Origin of the sequence: Chryseobacterium sp. MYb264 (assembly GCF_035974275.1) — a bacterium.
In the GTDB taxonomy this organism is placed as follows: Bacteria; Bacteroidota; Bacteroidia; order Flavobacteriales; family Weeksellaceae; genus Chryseobacterium.
The window spans coordinates 3,454,257-3,472,620 of sequence record NZ_CP142422.1 but is presented as its reverse complement, the minus strand read 5'-3'; the positions used below and the strand labels follow the sequence as shown (position 1 = coordinate 3,472,620).

Genomic DNA, 18,364 nt, shown 5'->3' with positions numbered 1-18,364 from the left:
TCTTTTGCTTATTTTGATTTACCAAAATTTTCGGGTAAAATATAATTTCCAGTAAAAGGATCAAGATAAACCTGAGAACCACTGTTGGTTTTTCGTTTTCCAGCTCCCAGACTTACATCTACAACTGCACCTATCATTCCGCCCACCAGGCCACCTGCGGCAGCACCAATCGCAACGCCACTTGTAGATGTTTCCGGGAAAAGATCTGCACTTGTAGCTTCAATAGAAAGTCCTTTATCATCTTTAAAAACCTCTGTATACCCCACAGGAATTACCTTATAAGGTATACCTTGGTGTACAAATGCATACATATTTCTTAAAGGTATCTTTTCTTCTCCATTTACAGCTTTTGTTACAATACCCTTACTGTTCGTCTGAATAACAAATCCAGGTTCCGGCTTGTGCATAAAAAAGCTATATGAATCTTTGTAAACACCTTCTTTCAAAGTATCTGCTTTAAAAATATCAAGCCTGTCTCTTAATACAGAAGTATAATCTGAAAGATCATTTTCAGAAATACCAAATTCCCAAGCTCTGGTTTTATAAGAATCTTTAAACAAATCCGTAAAAATAAGCGTGATCTTCTTTGCCAGACTTTGTGCCATATAAGGCGTGACACGTGATGAAACATTTGCCAATGTATCTTTTCTGGTGATGAAATGATAGCCGTCTTCTTTTTTGATAAAAGTACTTGCTCTAAAATGAAGATTCCCTATTGAAAATTTTTCTTTTTTGTCTTCATTAACCCTAACATCTTCCAACAACAATACAAAATCATCTTTACCTTTTGCCGGATTGTATTTATAAAACCAGTTTTTGATATCAGCATCTGCATTATCACTTTCGAAAACGAGATCAATCTGATCTTTATGATACATCACACTCCCCACATCTTTACTATCCCTATGATCAATTATAGTAATGCTTTTAAATGAAGAATTAGGATCTTTAATCGACTTATTCAAAGAGATTTTTTCTTTTTCCTGTGCCAGAAGAGTAATTGAGAAGAAAAGAAACAAGATTATTTTTTTCATAATGCTTTTTTATTTTTTACAAAACTAAGCATTCCATTAAAATCAAACGACTCTCACAAAATAATTGTAAGAGTCGTCCAACATTAAAAAAATAAACTATTATGGGTTTTATTTTTGTCGGCCATTGCTATGGTTCCCCTGAGGTTTTCTCTCATCCATCTTATCCTTCATCATTTTCTCAGATTGGAACAGTTTCAGAACCTTCTGGCAGGGAATAATCTCCTGCATCTTATCAGCATATTTCTTTCTGTTATCCAGCAATTTTTGCCCTACTTCGAAACTTTGCTGCAGCTTCGCTTTTGCTTCATCATCAGAAAGCGTCTCGGGATTAAAGTTGGAATTAAACTGGTTTTTAATTTGTTTTTGGTTTTCAAGATACTCATTATAGATCTGTGTAAATTCTGCCTTATCATTGGCATCAATTTCCAGATTATCCATGACCATATTGTTCCTGAACTTGGTAAGAAGTGCTTTTCTTTCTTCGGGAGAAAGATTGTTTATTACCTCTTTTCTTTGCTTAGGGTCCATTTTTTTCCAGTCATAATCCGTCCTTTGGGCATTTAAGCCAAAACCATAAATAATAAAAAGTGTAAATAATATCTTTTTCATCTTCCTATATTAGTTGTATATATCCAGATAAACATCCTGAGTGGAATTGCTTGCCAAATCCGAAATTTCGGAATTTGAGAAAGCATCCAGATATTCGTTCATCTGGGTTTCTGTCTGTTTTGATACCGGCTTTACCGTTTGAGTTTTTACTTCGTTCTTCGCCTTTAGATTAGCCTTATTATTCGCATAAAAAGACTTTTTATTTTCTTGAACTCTGGCTGTCTTAGTATTCTCCTCAACAGAAGATAAATCAGATTCCAGAGTTTCATAAGCCATTTCGCTTTCGGTCTTCGGCTTCTGATCAACAAGCGCAAGCTTATCAGGTTCTCCTGAAGTATTAGAGTTATCATTATTCAGAACGAAAGTTGTTCCAAAAATCAAAGCTACAGAAGCAGCTGCTGCGTATGCCCAGTTCATATTAAAAATCGGGGATTTTTTACGGGGTAATACCGTATTCATTACATTCTCCTGAACTTGTTCAAATAAATTTTCAGGGACACTATAAATGTTCTTACGTTCTAATTTTTCCAGATCAAAATCGTTTATCTCGCTCAATACCTTTCCCTGAACACTTTCAAACAAGTTTTCAGGAACTTTGTAAATGTTCTTGCGTTCTAATTTCTCCAGATCAAAATCTTTCATGTTGTGGTTTCTCAAAAATTATCTTTCGTAATTCTCTTTGATATATTCTTCTATTTTCTGTTTGGCATAATGATAATTTGTTTTTAAAGTCCCCACAGACATATCTACAATCTTTGATATCTCTTCGTAAGGTAAATCATCATAATACCGCATCATAAATACCAGTTTCTGCTTTTCGGGCAGGCTTTGTATAGCGTTCTGCAGCAATACCTGTATCTCTTCCGCATCTCCTGCCGTGTTATCTGCCACGAGATTCTGCATATGATACTCCGGATCTTCATCAGATTTTTGCATCTTCTTCAGTTTATTTACCTGCTGCAAGGCTTCATTGGTGGCTATTCTGTACAGCCAGGTATATAGCTGACTATCATTCTTAAACTGATGAAAATTCTGATAAGCTTTTATAAAAGTTTCCTGCAAAGTATCCTGCGCAAGATCTCCGTCCACAATAATTCTCCTGATGTGCCAATACAGTCTGCTTTGGTAAGCGTCCATTAATGCACGAACTCCTTTTTCCTGAGTCCGTGGATCTTGCATCAACGAAATAATTTCTGCGTCCTTAATCTTCATAAGATGCTTTCATTGTTTTGGATTACAAAAATAACAGAAAGTTAAATTACTTTTTTAATTTTCATTTCGGATATCTTAATCAAATATAAGAATGATTCTCAAATTTAGATCAATTTTTTATACAAGGAAATTAACTAAAAACCATACCAATCTCTTTACTGTACAGTGATAACATCACCTATCTGAGTATAATTCAACACCATTTTTTTCCATCATTTTCCATTGATAAATTGATAATAAATTGATTAAAAAATACTTAATCTTTAAATTTATGTTTAAATCTCACTCTTTAAGAGGATTTTAAATATAACAAAAGATATAGTATAGGATAAGTAAAATCTTGTCCACCAAAAAGCGCCTATTTCCGTGGCCAAACTTTAGCAGAATTATGTTAAAAGGATTATTCAAAATAAAAAAATCTGTTTAAACCAATTTTAAAAGTAACCGCGAAAGAAACAAAAGACTTTACTGTGTTTATTTAAAGGAGTTCAAAAGTCTGCAAAAGAAAAAAAATCTTTGATTTTATTTACTTATACCATTTTATCTTTGAAATTTCCTTTTCAGTATTCAACCCCTTCAGGGTTTATTAAGGTAAATTCAAAAAGAAAACGGTATTATCTGTTCTTTTTTGCGTTTAACTATTTAACATAATTAAAGTGTAAAAATCTTTTGCTTTTTCTGTGGTAAAAAGTTTAAAATTAAAACCTAAAATAATAAAACTTCCAACTCCCCTCTCCTATCTTCCTATCTAAAAATCTTATCTTTGTTTTATGCAAGTTGTAATTATCGGTTCCGGAAATGTGGCGTATCACATGGCAAAAGCTTTTGTTCAGAATAATATTCCTTTAGCCCAGATTTTTGGAAGGAATGAACCTGAACTTCAAAAAATTTCAGAAGAATTAAACATTTCTTATTCAACTAAAAATTTAGTCGATTCGGATTTATATGTTATTTGTGTCAGCGACCACTCTGTGGAAGATGTTTCAAAACTAATTCAAAAAAAAGACGCACTTGTGGTACATACTTCAGGGTCTCTTCCTAAAGAAATTTTGCAAGGCAATTACCGAAAGGCAAGTTTTTATCCTTTGCAGACGTTTTCAAAATCAAAAGAACTGGATTATTCAAACATTCCTTTTTTCATTGAAACCGAAAATGAAGATGATAAAAAAATCTTATTTGAAATCGCTTCAAAAATTTCCAGAAATGTAATGGAAAGTACTCATGAGAAGAGAAAATATATTCACTTAACAGCTGTTTTTGCCTGCAATTTTGTGAATCATCTTTTTTCAAGAGCCAAAGAAATTTCGGATTCTCAGGAAATTCCGTTTGATTATTTTTTACCTATAATTGATGAGACGATTCAAAAAGTTCATGAAATTGAACCTAAATCGGCACAAACCGGTCCGGCAGTAAGAAATGACAAAAGAATTCTGGAATTACATGAGCAATTATTGCAAGACGAAAGTCTTGAAATTTATAAAACAATGAATCATTCAATTCAAAAAATGTATGAGCTATAAAGAGAAATTAAAAGATATAAAAGCATTTGTATTTGATGTAGACGGCGTTTTCACAGACGGAAGTGTGTATTTGATGCCCGGTGGAAATATGTCGAGAGTGATGAATGTTTTAGACGGTTATGCCGTTGTAAAAGCATTGAAAAACGATTATTTGATCGGTGTTATTACAGGTGGAAATGATGAAATGGTAAAACACAGAATCAATTATCTCGGAATTGAGGATTATTATCCGAAATCTCATAATAAAATGGTTGACTATGAGGATTTCAAGAAGAAATACAATCTTAAAAATGAGGAAATCTTAACCATGGGCGACGATCTTCCGGACATCCCGATGATGAAAAACTCAGCTATTGCGGCATGTCCTGAAAATGCGGTTCCTGAAGTGAAAGGAATAGCCTCTTATATCTCACCCATTAAAGGAGGAAGTGGAGCAGTACGCGATGTTATTGAGCAGGTCATGAAAGTTCAGGGAAATTGGCATGAAGACAACACACAATCTATTTAATTAACTGAAAATGAAATTATTATTAGCATCACAATCTCCAAGAAGGAAAGAACTTTTAACCCATTTAGGATTTGAGTTTGAAGTGGTAAAAATTGATTGTGAAGAAATTGTTCCTGAACATATCAAAGTAGGAGAGTCTGCTGCCTATTTATCTGAATTAAAAGCAAATGCATTCCGAAATTTAGAAGAAGGAGAAGTGTTATTAACGGCTGACACAGTCGTAGCTATTGATAACCAGTTCCTTGGAAAACCCAGAGATGAAGAAGATGCGCGAAATATGCTGAGACTGCTTTCAGGGAAGACCCATCAGGTTTACACGGGAATTACCATTAAAACTTTAGATAAAACCATTACCGAAACCGACGTTGCCGACGTAGAATTTGATATTATTTCTGATGAAGAAATCACGTATTACATTCAAAATTACAAACCTTTCGATAAAGCCGGAAGCTATGGGATACAAGAATGGCTCGGAATGGCGAAGATCAAGAAAATGAATGGCAGCTTTTATACCATTATGGGACTTCCTACCCATTTGGTTTACAAAATTTTGAAAGAAATATAAAGAGTTTCAATATAAAATTTTATTATTTTTACAAAATCATCAAAGCTTCTGATAATAAAAAGCAGATTAGCGAGTTATATTGAATAATGAAAAAGAATATTTTATTCCTTTTAGTGGCGTGTATCGTTATTTCGTGCGGAACGAAAGTAAAAAGGCCGGAACAGCGATCCAAGTTCATGAAAGGGTTTACCACATATTACAACACCTTGTTTAATGCAAAAGATGCATTAAATACGGAGTTTGAAACCAGAGATAAGAGCCATAAAGATAACTTTTATGCTCCTTATATTCCTATTTTAACCTATGAAGATCAGCCTTTGGGAAGCGATCTGGGCCAATCATCAGCTTTCGCCGAGAATTCTATGAAAATGGCAGAGATCAACAGAACTCCTGCCGCTGGAAACACCGTAAAAATGCCCGGAATGCCGGGGATGCCGGGGCTTTCCGGGGCTAGTACGAACTCATTTGGAAAATCAACAAAGGAAACTGAACAAGCTGCCCCTCAAGGGGCTACCGCTCTTGAAATTGCCGAAGCAAAGGCATTGAAATCCATTAATAAATACTCTGTGATCAGAAATGGAGAAGAGAAAAATAAACAGATTTTCGAGGCCTATATGATTCTCGCACAATCCAGAATTTACAGAGGAAAATCATTGGAAGCACTGGATGCGCTGAACTACGTTTTCAGCCACATGAAAGAAGATAAAAGAATTCCTTTAGCCAGAATTTATCAGGGACTGGCCTACGCACAGCTCAAAGACTATCACAAAGCTCACGAAACTTTTGCTAAGCTTCAGGATGAAAAAATCAGCAAAACTTATCAGAAATTATTAAGCATCTATTATGCTGAATCTCTTTTGGATGCCAATAAAAAAGATGAGGCCATAAAAGAACTGGATCGGGCATTTGAGCTTAATTCCAACAGAAAACTCAAAAGCAGAATTGCTTTTCTGAGAGGTCAGGTTTTACAAAATTCAGGACAAAGTGACAAAGCGCGGGAAAGTTTTATGGCTGCCTATAAATATGCCAATGATTTTGAATTCGAGGTAAAATCACAAATCGAAGTCGCTAAAACATTTAATGGAAAAGGGGATTATGAAGGGGGTAAAAAATACCTTGAAGGAATCAGTAAGAAAGGAACATACGGTTCCAGAAAAAATGAATTTTTATATGCGTTGGGCTTAATGGCGGATAAAGCCGGTAAAAAAGAAGAAGCACAACAGCTGTTCAGAAAATCTCTGCTGGAAAAGATCTCAGATCCGCAGATTCGCGGACTGGCGTATTATGAAATAGGGCAGGGTTATCTCTCTAAAAATGATTATATAGGAGCCGGAACTTATTATGATTCAGCTTTGGCAGTGATGACTTATGAACCTTCCAAAGTACTCCTGAAAGACCAGTCTACCAACATTAAAAAGATCTCAAAAAATTATTATTTAATTAAGAAAAATGACAGTATTCTTAGCCTTGCAAAAATGAGCACAGAGCAGAAAACCGATTTTTTCAATAAATATATTGCCAAATTAAAAGTAAAAGAGGAAAAGGAAGAGCTTGAAAGACGCCGTGCGGAAAGAGAAAAAGGCTTTGATACGGGTGACTACAGTTCTACATCATTATTTGCCAACAGCTCCAATTCTTTTGAAGATTTCGGAACGGTATCCAAAGGCTTTTATTTTGGTAATACAGGAACCGTAGCTAAGGGAAGTTCTTCATTTAAGCAGGTATGGGGAGACAGAGCATTGGTAGATAACTGGCGTTACTCCAAGAAGATGGGCTCCTCACTTGACGACATGAAAAATGAGGCTTTAGGACAGACGGCGGCTCCTAATCCGAGACGTTTTGAACCTGCTTTCTACATCGAACAGATCCCGACGGATGCAGGAAAATTATCTCAGCTAAAAAAAGACAGGGATACTGCTTCCTTAGGATTGGGAATTATGTATCAGAATTACTTTACCAATACTCCTTTAGCCACAAAAACGCTTTATGACCTGGTAGATGTTCAGCCTGAAGAAAAAGTAATGTTACAGGCTTTGTATGAGATTTTTGCCATGAATCACGAGAAAAATCCTGCGGCTTCTGAAAGAGCGAAAAGTATACTTCTGAAAGATTATCCTTATTCGTCATTTGCTGAATTTGCAAGGAACCCCAAGAGTAACACCTTTGTAAAATCATCAGAAGAAACTGAAAATGAATACAAAAAGGCGTATGCTCTTTACGAGTCCGAAAAATTTACAGAAAGTAAAGATATTCTGGATCAGGCTATTCAGAAAAATCCAAAAGATGCATTGGTACCGAAATTATCTTTGCTAAATGCTTTCAACGCCGGAAAATCGAGTGGGAAGGAGGTTATGATTCTTCAGTTGGAACAGATCGTTCTGAACTATGCCAAGACACCTGAAGGTTTAAAGGCCAAAGAAATGCTTAATTATCTGAAAAGTGACCTTGCATTCCAGGCGACAGATAACAAAGGAAATTCAATACCGCAAACGCCTGGAGAGGGAGGAAACCTTATGCCTTCACAATCTGCGGTTCAGGGAAATAATAAAAAATCTTCCAATATTAAGACGAGCAGTTCTGTTCAGAATCAAAATAAACAACAGCCACAGCAAGTCATTCAGAATAATTCCAATTTGCTTATTGATGATCTGAATGCAGCACCGCAACCTGTGCCGGAACAGAAAAAAAGTAAAAAAGTACCCCTAAATCCAAATTCACAAGCACCGAAAGCTCAGTAAGGCATCATAAAAAAAGCGAAGAATCTAATCTTCGCTTTTCTTTTTCTTTACTCCATGAAAGTCTTTCAGATAAAAAGGTTCGAAGTACGCAATATCTTCAAACTCCTTATTACCGATTTTTTCAAGGGATTTATTGATTAAATACTGTGCAGAAGGGTAGATGGTATCATTATAATCAGCATTTGGAAGCCGTAAAATTTCCTGAGCTTTTTTTGCTCCGTCTCCCACGAATATCACTTTTTTATCTTTAAATTCTTCAAAAGAAGTTTCATCCAATACCTTTGCTTCAGTTGATGATACTTCTTCTCCTGTTGAACCGTCATAAACTGCCGTATAAACCTCCATTCTCCTCGCATCGATCAAAGGTATTACAAAGTCGTAGTTTTGCCTTAAAAAAGGCTCTATCATACTTTCTAAAGAATTGACGGCAACCAATGGAATCTTTAAGCCGTAGCAAAAACCTTTAGCAGAAGACGCACCAATTCTCAGTCCGGTATAAGATCCCGGGCCTTTTCCCAAAGATACCGCTTCGATCTCTTTCATTGAGATTCCGGCACCTTCTAAAGCCCATTCCACAAAAGTGTGAAGGCTTTCAGACTGTTTATAATTTTCAGAAACTTCCTCAGTTAGACACAGCAACTCTTCATTGTCAGAAATAGCTACAGAACAGTTTTTTGAAGACGTTTCGAGGTATAAGATTTTCATTTTTAATGTAATAATTAACAGTTTCAGCTAATTTACCGATGATAAATGCTGCTATTCCTGCAAAGTTAAACCATTATTTTGAGACTATTTTCTGTAAATTGTTCTTGGTTCTGCCTGAGCAGAAGGGTAAATGGTCATATCAGAAATACAAACGTGTTTAGGAGCGTTTATGCAATAAGCAATAGAATCTGCAATATCTTCCGCTTTTAAAGGCTCATATCCGGCATATACCGTAGAAGCTTTTTCACTATCCCCCTTGAATCTTACCATGGAAAAATCGGTTTCTACAGCTCCTGGCTGAATATTGGTTACTTTAATTCCAAATTCGGTTAATTCTATCCTCATCCCTTCAGAAATTACGTCCACTGCTTTTTTGGTTGCACAATACACAACGCCATTAGCATAAGTTTGTCTCGCCGCCACAGAACTGATGTTGACAATATGCCCCGCTTTTTTCTCTTTCATTCCTGGGATAATCATCTTGGAAACATACAAAAGGCCTTTCACATTTCCATCGATCATAGAGTCCCAGTCATCCGTTTTTCCTGCTGATAATGGATCCAGCCCATGAGCATTTCCTGCATTATTGATTAAAACATCAATATCTTTCCACTCTTCAGGCAAAGAATCGATCGCAGTTTCTACTTCAACTAAATTTCTAACATCAAATTTTAAACTAAATACATCGGTGTATACGGAAAGTTCAGTTTTTACAGAATCTAAAACTTCAGTTCTTCTTCCACAGATAATAATCCTGTTTCCCTGTTTAGCCAAAATTTCTGCAGTAGATTTTCCAATTCCGGAAGTAGCACCGGTTATCAATATTGTTTTCATAATTTTGTATGTATTAACTGTAAAATTTATATTAACAGAAATAATATTAAAACTAAATACTTAGTTAATATTAAAAACTAAACAAACAGTTGATGTTAATCATTTCTGTAATTTCTAAATCTTTTATTTCGTTAGTATGCCTTTTATTAATTAGCATCAAATGCTTCGAAGGCATCGGGAATATGTTCAATTACTAAATTTCCGTTTTCATCCGGAAGTAAAGAGATAATATCAAACCTCACCTCCTGATCTCTTGCGGATTTTTCCATAAAATAATCGGTCGCGGAAACTATAGATCGTATTTTAGCTTTTGTAATGGCCTCCTGAGGCAAAATGAAAAAATCCGTAGATCTTGCTTTTACCTCTACCACAATAGTCAGATCATCTCTTTCGGCAATAATATCAACTTCCGCTTTTTGAAAACGAAAGTTCCGCACCAGAATTTTATACCCGTTTTTATTTAAATAATCAACTGCCAAATCCTCTGCTAATTTTCCGAAGTCATTGTGATCTGCCATACTTGTGTTTGAGGGTTTGAGAGTAGGAGAATTTAAAACTCAATCTTAACCTTATTTTCAATCTTAACCTTTATTTGACTTCCGATAATCAAAGGACGATTATCTTTAATATGCCCATTTGGGAAACCAAAAACAACAGGAAACCGATACTTAGAAATTCTATCTGAAATCAATTGATAAGCAAATTCATCAAAGCTTTCTCCATATTGTTTATTATCTTTTTCGTCGCCCATATTGGTCATTCCGCCAACGATTAACCCTGATATCTTATTGAAAACTCCTGCTAATTCAAGACTCATAATCATTCGGTCAAGCGCATAAAAATTTTCGCCAATATCTTCAATGAAAAGAATTTTGTCTTTGAAATCGAAAGAGTATTTTGTTCCTAAAAGAGCATAGATCAACGCCAGATTTCCGCCAATCAATTCTCCTTTAATACTTCCTTTTTTATCTAATTGATGGGAAGCAATTGTATATTTTGGCGTCTTTCCTTTTAGAATATCAAAAATCAATTCATAGCTTTCCTTCGTTACGCCAAAACTTGAAGTTTTAATGGTTTGCCCATGAATGGAAGCAAAACCTTTTTTCAACAAATAACTTTGGATTACTGTATTGTCAGAATATCCAATATACCATTTCGGGTTTTTAACAAATTTTTTCAGATTTAATTCCTGCAACAGATGCTGACATCCATAGCCTCCTCTCGAAGCCCAAACGGCAGAAATTTCATTATCGTTCAAAGCCCAATTGAGGTCTTTTAATCTTTCCTTTTCTGTTCCGGCATAATGGTATCCGTTGGAGAATTTAGTGTAAAGATGCTCACCCAAAACAGGCTCATATCCTTTGCTTTTAATCCTATTTATTCCCTTTTCCAGCTGAGAAGCTTCAACGGCTCCTGCAGGGGAAATTACAGCTATTTTATCACCTTTTTTAAGGGATTTTGGAAAGATTATTTTTGTCATTTGTTCTTTTGATATTTTATTTCAGTTTTTTCTGCTTCTTCCAGTCTTTTATCAAACTGATTGAATCTAGGGAAGCTTTGCAAAAAAATAAAAATACTAAATAAGATTAGTACACAACCAACTATTTTTCTGATGTTATTAGCAACATTTTGGGTAAGTTTGTAATGAAACTGCTTTGCCAAAAAAATCTTTACTAAGTCTATTGTAAAGTAAGTTAATATAATAATTGCTAAATACAGTACAAAATGATGATTATTAGGATATTCTTTTCTTACTGTTATTACAGTTACTAACCAGAATAATAAAACACCAATATTCAAGAAATTAAAAAGAAAGCCATTAAAAAAGGTTTTTAAATAATTTTGACTAATAAGGTTGTTTTCATTTTGTACATGCATTTTAGTTTTAGAAAGTATCATGTAAATCCCATATACAAATATAAGTACAGAAGTCACCCAATAAAAGACAGGATGACTATCCATCACTTCTGATAATTCTTTACTAGAATATCTTTTTATTGCATAATAAGATCCTATAATGCATATTATATCTGCCGTAATTACCCCCAAATCAAGTGAGAGAGCATGTTTTGGACCGCGTGAAAAGCTTGTTTCTATCAAAAGAAAAAAGATTGGTCCTATGAACACTAAACTTAACATAAAGCCAAGTCCAACAGCAGATAATATAAGTTCAAACATTTAAATGGTATTTAAAATGAAACACTTGGTTTCACTTCATTTTATACAAAAGTAAACTTTATGTTTTAATTAATCAACTATCTTGAAATCCAACTGTTTTTGAATCAAGTTTGCTTTTACCACTTTTATCTGAACCTGATCTCCCAACTGATATCTTTTTCCGTGTCTGGATCCGTATACTGCGTGAGTTTTGGCATCATACGTATAAGAATCGTCTACAAGATCTCTCAACTTAATCAAACCTTCGGCACCGTTTTCAGGAATTTCAACCCAGAAACCGAATTCTGCAACTCCGGAAATTACGCCATTGAAAGTTTCTCCCAAATGTTTTTCCATGAATTTCACCTGCATGTACTTAATGGAATCTCTTTCCGCATCAGCGGCCAATCTTTCCATTGAACTGCAATGTTTTGCTTTCTCTTCCAATTCAGGTCTGCTCGGAGATTTTCCACCGTCCAGATAATGTTGCAACAATCTGTGCGCAATTAAATCCGGATAACGACGGATAGGAGAGGTGAAGTGGCTGTAATAATCAAAACCAAGACCGTAGTGACCGATCGGTTCTGTAGAATAAACCGCTTTACTCATGCTTCTCATTGCTAAGGTTTCAATCATATTTTCTTCGCCTTTACCTTTTACGTCATGCAATAATCTGTTTAAAGATTCCGCCACTTTTTTGGTATTGGCAAGATCCATTTTATATCCGAAAGTTGAAACAAAATCTCTCAAAGATTCTAATTTCGCAGGATCCGGATCATCGTGAACTCTATAAATAAAGGTATTATCACTGATTCCTCCTTTTTTATTTAATGAAACAAATTCAGACACTTTTTTATTTGCCAAAAGCATGAATTCTTCAATCAAATGGTTGGAATCTTTACTGATTTTAAAATAAACTCCGATCGGCTGATTGTTTTCATCTAAATTGAATCGAACTTCACTTCGGTCAAAAGTAATCGCTCCATCTTTAATTCTTTTCTGACGCATGATTTTCGCCAGTTTATCCAAAACTAAAATTTCTTCTTTGTAATCTCCATCCTGTCCTTCAATTCTTTCCTGAGCTTCCTCGTAGGTAAACCTTCTGTCGGAATGAATAACCGTTCTTCCAAACCATTGTTTTTGGATTTCAGCCTGATCATTCAATTCAAAAACTGCCGAGAACGTGAACTTATCTTCATGCGGACGAAGCGAACATACATCATTACTCAAAACCTCCGGAAGCATGGGTACAACACGATCTACAAGATATACTGACGTTGCTCTTTGATACGCTTCATCATCTAAAATCGTTCCCGGAACAACATAATGCGAAACATCTGCAATATGAACGCCGATTTCCCAGTTTCCGTTTTCTAATTGTCTGATCGATAAGGCATCATCAAAATCTTTAGCATCTTTAGGGTCAATGGTAAAAGTAGTAATTCCACGCATATCCCAACGTTTTGCCACTTCTTCATCGTTGATACTTCTATCAATTTTATCAGCATCTCTTTCCACTTCTTCAGGGAATTGATAAGGCAAACCGTATTCAGCCAGAATAGAGTGAATTTCCGTTTCGTGTTCTCCCGGAGCACCCAAAACCTGAATAATTTCACCTTCAGGATTTTTATCTCCCGGCTTCCATTCTGTCATCTTTACAATGACTTTATCACCATCTTCGGCACCTCCGAATTTCCCTTTTGGAATAAAAATATCAGTATTGATTGTCTTTTTATCACACACCACAAACCCAAAATCTTTATGAGTAACAACCTGAAGAGTTCCTACAAATTCCGTTCTTGTTCTTTCCAAAACTTCCAAAACCGAACCTTCCAGCTTTTTACCTTTATAAGTATAGGTTACGATTAAAACTTTATCGCCCTGCAACGCATCTTTTACGTTTTTGGAATGAATAAATACATCATTTTCTAAACCTTCCACTTTTACATAAGCATTTCCGGATTGATTAAAATCAATCACACCGGTTAATGTTCCTTTTATATTAAGGTTGATAATATATTTTCCTTTTTCAGTTTCTTTGATTCTTTCAGAAGCCTGAAGTTTATGCAAAGCCTGAATCACCAGCTCTCTCTGTCTTGGGTTTTTATAATCAATTCCATCCGAGATCTGTTTGTAATTATAGATCTTCGTAGAATTTTCGTTCATAAAACGCAGGATCAATCTTCCGATCTCCATCAGTTTATGATCATTTTTTTGACTTATATATTTTCTTTTTTTTGGCATTTTAATTTATTTTTAATTTAAAATAATCTTCATATTTAGATTATCCTTTTTCGATAATATTCCAATTATCATTTACATATTGATAGGTAATATTATATGTTTTTACATTAATTGGTGAAGCATTTTTAATCATGAAATAAGAAATTTCTGTTTTTACAATATTTCCTAATTCATTTTTAAAGCTAATCATCAGCATTCCATAGTTCTTTAAATCTTTAGGTATCTCTTTAAAATACTTAATTGCCTGTAAAGCTATTTTTTGATCATGATAATTAACATTTACAATTTTTTTTAAACCATAACCGTATACACCTTCAAGACCCATTTTTGAAGAATGTACACTTTGAGAAGTTCCGGCAATAATTATATTCTTATTTAACAATACTGATATTTTTTTGAGCGCTTCCAAAGACCAAATATTGCTGTTATTATACATAGGACTTTGGTTTTTTATAAAACTACAACCTCCTGCTTCAATGTATAAAACAAATTGAGTACTAACCAATAAATTATCATTATCAATACTTTTTTTATCAATACTTTTTAATATCTCATCTGTCAATTTATTATAATCAACATTTTTAGAATCTTCTTTAAATTTACTAATTCTTTCCTTTTCCTCAATAATCTCTTTATCACAATCTTTTTGATAGCAACCATTATATTTAGCCGAACCTGGGACTGTGGGACATGCATCATCTTTATCTAAAACCCCATCACCATCAGTATCTGGCCAAGGGCAACCATGGTTTTCAGTCGGACCAATATTGTTCGGACAAGCATCATCTATATCCCGAATACCATCACCATCACTGTCGGGCCAAGGGCAACCTTGATTTTCTGAAGGTCCTGAAACATCAGCACATCGATCATCTTTATCAGGTATCCCGTCACCGTCAGTATCCGGACAACCATTAAATTCTGGTAAACCTGGAACTTCCGAGCAAATATCTAAATAAAAAGGAACTCCGTCTTTATCTTTGTCTGATAAACAAATTCTTCTGCTATTTTCTTTTAAACATTTTTTAAAAGCATTTTTATCTACTATTTCCTGGGCTTGGAAACAACTTAATACAAACAACAGTATTACAGATAACTTTATTCTCATTAATATCTAATAATTAGCATCAATTTTCCTTCCAACTATTACAACGGAAATTTTAGTTTTGTATAAATTTAATACAAATATGGAGAAGAATGGAGAAAAACCTTTTATTAAATATGTTTTACTATTTACATAGGTTAAATGGGAGAAGAATAGATTGGTAAAATCTATTGGACGTGGCAAAGATACAAATTAAAAAATAAATAAGGCTTGTAATGTGATTTACAAGCCTTTATACTTTAACAAAATGCTATTTTGTCTACTCTGTTCTGATGTCTTCCGCCTTCAAAATCTGTGGAAAGAAATTTGTCTGCAATTTCCATGGCCATTTCCTTAGATATAAACCTTGCCGGGATAGAAATCATATTGGCATCGTTATGTTGTCTCGCCAGTACTGCAATCTCGGGCATCCAGCAAAGTGCACAACGAATCTTCTGATGCTTGTTCGCCGTGATCTGAACACCATTTCCACTTCCGCAAAGTAAAATCCCCAATTCATTTTCTCCATTCTCAACAGATGTTGCAGCAGGGTGTACAAAGTCCGGATAATCCACACTGTCTGTGGAAAACGTTCCAAAATCCTGAACTTCAAACCTTTCCGAAAGATAGTTCTTAACAATCTCCTTATACTCGTAACCTGCATGGTCAGCGGCAATAGCAATTTTTCTTTTCATAATTCTTGTATTAAGCCTGTTTAGATTTATTTCCTCACAAATGTAAGTATAATGTGGATAAGTCTTAAATTTTTGGGTATTAATTGTGAAATGTAATGTTAGTAAGTGTGGAAAAATGTTTGAAAGTAAATGTTTCGTAACATTGGAAAAATTTGTAATGGAAATCAGCTCCAAATTTTTTCCCCACAATTTTGAAAAAGTTTTCTGAGAGTAATTGTTAGCTTTTCCATAGAATAGTTATTAATGATAGGAATTTCAGAAAATTATCAACATTTGTGAATAAGTATGGTAATAGCTCTATATACAGTATTTTACATTGTAGATAAGTTGTGAAATCAGTCACAATCTTTTGTTATCAAAATTAAACCTAAAACTTATCCCCTAAACTAACAATACTTAACAACAATATCATTTTCTTTTTTTTAAAGAGAAAGAAATTATGTTGATTATTGAATGAGTTGAGTGGGGGAAACTTTTTGAAAACTTTTAAAGGGTTGCAGCTTATTGAGAATTTTAAAATCTTACATTTGTGAAACGAAAATTCTATGATCATTATGAAATCGACCTGGCCGAAATTTTTGTAATGCTTTCCATGGTTGATTACGGATCACGAAGAAAAAATAAGATGTACATATGAAAACAATCAATGATTTCAATTTTAATGAAAAGAAAGCTCTTGTAAGAGTGGATTTCAATGTTCCGCAGGATGATCAGCTGAAAGTGACAGACAACACGAGAATTGCGGCTGTGAAACCTACCGTAGACAAGATTCTTAAGGACGGTGGTTCTGTAATCTTAATGGCTCACCTGGGAAGACCAAAAGGAGAGGTGAAAGATGAATTCTCACTGAAACACATTCTAACCGAAGTTTCTGATGTTTTAGGACAGGAAGTGAAGTTTGTGGATGAATGTGTAGGGGAGAAGGCTCAACAGGCAGCTGCTGAGCTTAAAGCGGGTGAAATTCTTTTATTGGAAAATCTTCGTTTTCATAATGAAGAAGAAAAAGGTGATGAAGCTTTTGCTGAGCAACTTTCTCAATTAGCAGATGCTTATGTGAATGATGCTTTTGGTACAGCGCATAGAGCACATGCTTCTACAGCTGTAATTGCTAAATTCTTTCCTTCAACTAAATTTTTCGGTTTATTGATGGGTAAAGAACTTCAGGCAATTGATAAAGTATTGAAAAATGGTGAAAGGCCTGTAACAGCTATTCTCGGTGGCTCCAAAGTTTCAACTAAAATCACCATTATAGAAAATATACTTCCTGCGATTGATAATTTAATCATCGGTGGTGGAATGGCTTTCACATTTATTAAAGCTCTAGGCGGTAAGATCGGAACTTCATTGGTGGAAGAAGACAAATTGCCTTTAGCTCTTGAAATTTTAGGAAAAGCTAAAGAACATAATGTAAAAGTATATCTTCCTTCAGATACTATTATTACTGAGACTTTCAGCAATGATTCTGAAAGAAGAGAAGAAGATATTTATGCCATTCCGGAAGGATGGATGGGATTGGATGCTGGTCCAAAATCGAGAGATCAGTTCAATGATGTATTATTGAATTCAAGAACGATTCTGTGGAACGGTCCGATTGGTGTTTTCGAAATGTCTAATTTCTCAGCAGGAACGGTTGCTCTTGGTGAGAGTATTGCTGAAGCAACAAGACAAGGAGCTTTCTCTTTAGTTGGTGGAGGGGATAGTGTTGCTTTTGTAAAACAATTCGGTTATGCAGAAAAAGTAAGTTATGTTTCTACCGGTGGGGGAGCCATGCTGGAAAGTTTGGAAGGTTTGGAACTTCCGGGAGTTGCTGCGATAAATAAGTAATTTTTTTGAAATTATAAAAATTAAGTCTGCTGAAATTTTTGGCAGACTTTTTTTGTGATTTTATTTTTTGAAAATTTTATATCATTAATAAAATCTTACATTTTTTTACGACAGCTGATTTGATCTTAATTTTTTTTCTATGTGATGATTTATTGTAGTTTCTTATTTTTTATTGCTTATTTAGATTTTGACAATCATGTAATTTCTTACCTACGATTTAAATGTGAAAAGAAAAGTATATCGGAAATAGAATGATCAAATTTTCATTCGTATATTCTTGGCAGCAAAAATTATCTTTTAATTTTTTTGCAGTTCAATTTTTTAGAATTGATTTTTAATTTGTATTATAATATAATATCAAAATTTTTAAAATCATTTATTAGATTTCTTTTTAGAATATTTTTCTTACGCTTGAAGATAAATATAAAATCATCTATCTCTGTTTTTCTACTTTTTTGAAAGCTTAAAATATTTTCGATTTTGTTATTTTTGAAAGTTTAGCGAGAAAAATGTACTTATCCACTTTTTATTAACAAATTTAAATAAACGACGATAGATTTTCTATTCTTTTATTTTTCTACACAGAATTATGGACGGAGTAGGGGAGTTCTACAGAATAAAAAAAACTCGAGAAA

16 protein-coding genes and 1 pseudogene are annotated in these 18,364 nt (G+C 34.2%); 5 read left to right on the top strand and 12 right to left on the bottom strand.

The genetic code is table 11. From position 1 onward, the window contains the following. Window positions 1-8: 8 nt before the first annotated feature. From VUJ46_RS15070 to VUJ46_RS15055, 4 genes are all read right to left on the bottom strand, one after another. Window positions 9-1,034, bottom strand: a complete 1,026-nt coding sequence (locus VUJ46_RS15070) for a hypothetical protein (RefSeq protein WP_326981555.1) — start codon at window positions 1,032-1,034, stop codon at window positions 9-11. A 108-nt stretch (window positions 1,035-1,142) separates the two neighbouring features. Next, the gene (locus tag VUJ46_RS15065; protein WP_326981554.1) at window positions 1,143-1,643 is read right to left on the bottom strand and encodes a hypothetical protein; all 501 of its coding nucleotides are present in this window, start codon (window positions 1,641-1,643) and stop codon (window positions 1,143-1,145) included. Between the two features lie 9 nt (window positions 1,644-1,652). After that, a complete protein-coding gene (locus VUJ46_RS15060; RefSeq protein ID WP_326981553.1) occupies window positions 1,653-2,285 on the bottom strand; it encodes a hypothetical protein in 633 nt (210 codons plus the stop codon). Window positions 2,286-2,303: 18 nt separating this feature from the next. Continuing rightward, window positions 2,304-2,855 carry an RNA polymerase sigma factor gene (locus VUJ46_RS15055; RefSeq protein ID WP_326981552.1) on the bottom strand — a complete coding sequence of 184 codons (552 nt, stop codon included), beginning with the start codon at window positions 2,853-2,855 and terminating at the stop codon, window positions 2,304-2,306. Window positions 2,856-3,625: 770 nt separating this feature from the next. Between VUJ46_RS15055 and VUJ46_RS15050 the strand changes: the two genes are divergently transcribed. The 4 genes from VUJ46_RS15050 to porW all read left to right on the top strand — a co-directional run bounded on the left by VUJ46_RS15050 (window position 3,626) and on the right by porW (window position 8,186). Further along, the gene (locus VUJ46_RS15050) at window positions 3,626-4,375 is read left to right on the top strand and encodes a Rossmann-like and DUF2520 domain-containing protein (protein WP_326981551.1); all 750 of its coding nucleotides are present in this window, start codon (window positions 3,626-3,628) and stop codon (window positions 4,373-4,375) included. Next, entirely contained in the window at window positions 4,365-4,883 is a 519-nt protein-coding gene (locus tag VUJ46_RS15045; protein ID WP_326981550.1) for a KdsC family phosphatase, read from the top strand. The genes VUJ46_RS15050 and VUJ46_RS15045 overlap by 11 nt, the downstream gene beginning before the upstream one ends. Before the next feature lie 10 nt (window positions 4,884-4,893). After that, the gene (locus VUJ46_RS15040) at window positions 4,894-5,448 is read left to right on the top strand and encodes a Maf family protein (protein ID WP_326981549.1); all 555 of its coding nucleotides are present in this window, start codon (window positions 4,894-4,896) and stop codon (window positions 5,446-5,448) included. Between the two features lie 86 nt (window positions 5,449-5,534). Then, the gene (gene porW, locus VUJ46_RS15035; protein ID WP_326981548.1) at window positions 5,535-8,186 is read left to right on the top strand and encodes a type IX secretion system periplasmic lipoprotein PorW/SprE; all 2,652 of its coding nucleotides are present in this window, start codon (window positions 5,535-5,537) and stop codon (window positions 8,184-8,186) included. Between the two features lie 24 nt (window positions 8,187-8,210). Here the strand turns inward: porW and tsaB are convergent, their stop codons facing one another. The 8 genes and pseudogenes from tsaB to rpiB all read right to left on the bottom strand — a co-directional run bounded on the left by tsaB (window position 8,211) and on the right by rpiB (window position 15,905). After that, complete coding sequence (gene tsaB, locus VUJ46_RS15030) at window positions 8,211-8,891, bottom strand: tRNA (adenosine(37)-N6)-threonylcarbamoyltransferase complex dimerization subunit type 1 TsaB (protein WP_326981547.1); 681 nt, start codon at window positions 8,889-8,891, stop codon at window positions 8,211-8,213. Window positions 8,892-8,975: 84 nt separating this feature from the next. Beyond that, window positions 8,976-9,725, bottom strand: a complete 750-nt coding sequence (locus tag VUJ46_RS15025; protein WP_326981546.1) for an SDR family NAD(P)-dependent oxidoreductase — start codon at window positions 9,723-9,725, stop codon at window positions 8,976-8,978. Between the two features lie 146 nt (window positions 9,726-9,871). Further along, on the bottom strand, window positions 9,872-10,243 hold the full coding sequence (locus VUJ46_RS15020; protein ID WP_326981545.1) for a YraN family protein: 372 nt from the start codon (window positions 10,241-10,243) through the stop codon (window positions 9,872-9,874). 32 nt (window positions 10,244-10,275) lie between these two features. After that, window positions 10,276-11,205: a S66 peptidase family protein gene (locus VUJ46_RS15015; protein ID WP_326981544.1), complete on the bottom strand. Its 930-nt coding sequence runs from the start codon at window positions 11,203-11,205 to the stop codon at window positions 10,276-10,278. Further along, entirely contained in the window at window positions 11,202-11,903 is a 702-nt protein-coding gene (locus VUJ46_RS15010; protein ID WP_326981543.1) for a LysE family translocator, read from the bottom strand. The genes VUJ46_RS15015 and VUJ46_RS15010 overlap by 4 nt, the downstream gene beginning before the upstream one ends. 69 nt (window positions 11,904-11,972) lie before the next feature. Next, window positions 11,973-14,126: a ribonuclease R gene (rnr, locus tag VUJ46_RS15005; protein ID WP_326981542.1), complete on the bottom strand. Its 2,154-nt coding sequence runs from the start codon at window positions 14,124-14,126 to the stop codon at window positions 11,973-11,975. A gap of 652 nt (window positions 14,127-14,778) precedes the next feature. Next, a pseudogene (locus tag VUJ46_RS15000) lies at window positions 14,779-15,111 on the bottom strand (thrombospondin type 3 repeat-containing protein); the annotation flags it as partial. A gap of 359 nt (window positions 15,112-15,470) precedes the next feature. Continuing rightward, on the bottom strand, window positions 15,471-15,905 hold the full coding sequence (rpiB, locus tag VUJ46_RS14995) for a ribose 5-phosphate isomerase B (protein WP_326981541.1): 435 nt from the start codon (window positions 15,903-15,905) through the stop codon (window positions 15,471-15,473). 633 nt (window positions 15,906-16,538) lie between these two features. Here rpiB and VUJ46_RS14990 point away from each other — a divergent pair. Then, on the top strand, window positions 16,539-17,729 hold the full coding sequence (locus VUJ46_RS14990; RefSeq protein ID WP_326981540.1) for a phosphoglycerate kinase: 1,191 nt from the start codon (window positions 16,539-16,541) through the stop codon (window positions 17,727-17,729). Window positions 17,730-18,364 lie beyond the last annotated feature (635 nt).

Excerpts from the sequence above, each read along its gene's own strand:
- rpiB (WP_326981541.1), bottom strand. The coding sequence starts at position 15,905 with ATGAAAAGAAAAATTGCTATTGCCGCTGACCATGCAGGTTACGAGTAT.
- rnr (WP_326981542.1), bottom strand. The coding sequence starts at position 14,126 with ATGCCAAAAAAAAGAAAATATATAAGTCAAAAAAATGATCATAAACTG.
- tsaB (WP_326981547.1), bottom strand. The coding sequence starts at position 8,891 with ATGAAAATCTTATACCTCGAAACGTCTTCAAAAAACTGTTCTGTAGCT.
- VUJ46_RS15055 (WP_326981552.1), bottom strand. The coding sequence starts at position 2,855 with ATGAAGATTAAGGACGCAGAAATTATTTCGTTGATGCAAGATCCACGG.
- porW (WP_326981548.1), top strand. The coding sequence starts at position 5,535 with ATGAAAAAGAATATTTTATTCCTTTTAGTGGCGTGTATCGTTATTTCG.
- VUJ46_RS15040 (WP_326981549.1), top strand. The coding sequence starts at position 4,894 with ATGAAATTATTATTAGCATCACAATCTCCAAGAAGGAAAGAACTTTTA.
- VUJ46_RS14990 (WP_326981540.1), top strand. The coding sequence starts at position 16,539 with ATGAAAACAATCAATGATTTCAATTTTAATGAAAAGAAAGCTCTTGTA.
- VUJ46_RS15025 (WP_326981546.1), bottom strand. The coding sequence starts at position 9,725 with ATGAAAACAATATTGATAACCGGTGCTACTTCCGGAATTGGAAAATCT.
- VUJ46_RS15045 (WP_326981550.1), top strand. The coding sequence starts at position 4,365 with ATGAGCTATAAAGAGAAATTAAAAGATATAAAAGCATTTGTATTTGAT.
- VUJ46_RS15015 (WP_326981544.1), bottom strand. The coding sequence starts at position 11,205 with ATGACAAAAATAATCTTTCCAAAATCCCTTAAAAAAGGTGATAAAATA.
- VUJ46_RS15060 (WP_326981553.1), bottom strand. The coding sequence starts at position 2,285 with ATGAAAGATTTTGATCTGGAGAAATTAGAACGCAAGAACATTTACAAA.
- VUJ46_RS15050 (WP_326981551.1), top strand. The coding sequence starts at position 3,626 with ATGCAAGTTGTAATTATCGGTTCCGGAAATGTGGCGTATCACATGGCA.
- VUJ46_RS15065 (WP_326981554.1), bottom strand. The coding sequence starts at position 1,643 with ATGAAAAAGATATTATTTACACTTTTTATTATTTATGGTTTTGGCTTA.
- VUJ46_RS15070 (WP_326981555.1), bottom strand. The coding sequence starts at position 1,034 with ATGAAAAAAATAATCTTGTTTCTTTTCTTCTCAATTACTCTTCTGGCA.
- VUJ46_RS15010 (WP_326981543.1), bottom strand. The coding sequence starts at position 11,903 with ATGTTTGAACTTATATTATCTGCTGTTGGACTTGGCTTTATGTTAAGT.
- VUJ46_RS15020 (WP_326981545.1), bottom strand. The coding sequence starts at position 10,243 with ATGGCAGATCACAATGACTTCGGAAAATTAGCAGAGGATTTGGCAGTT.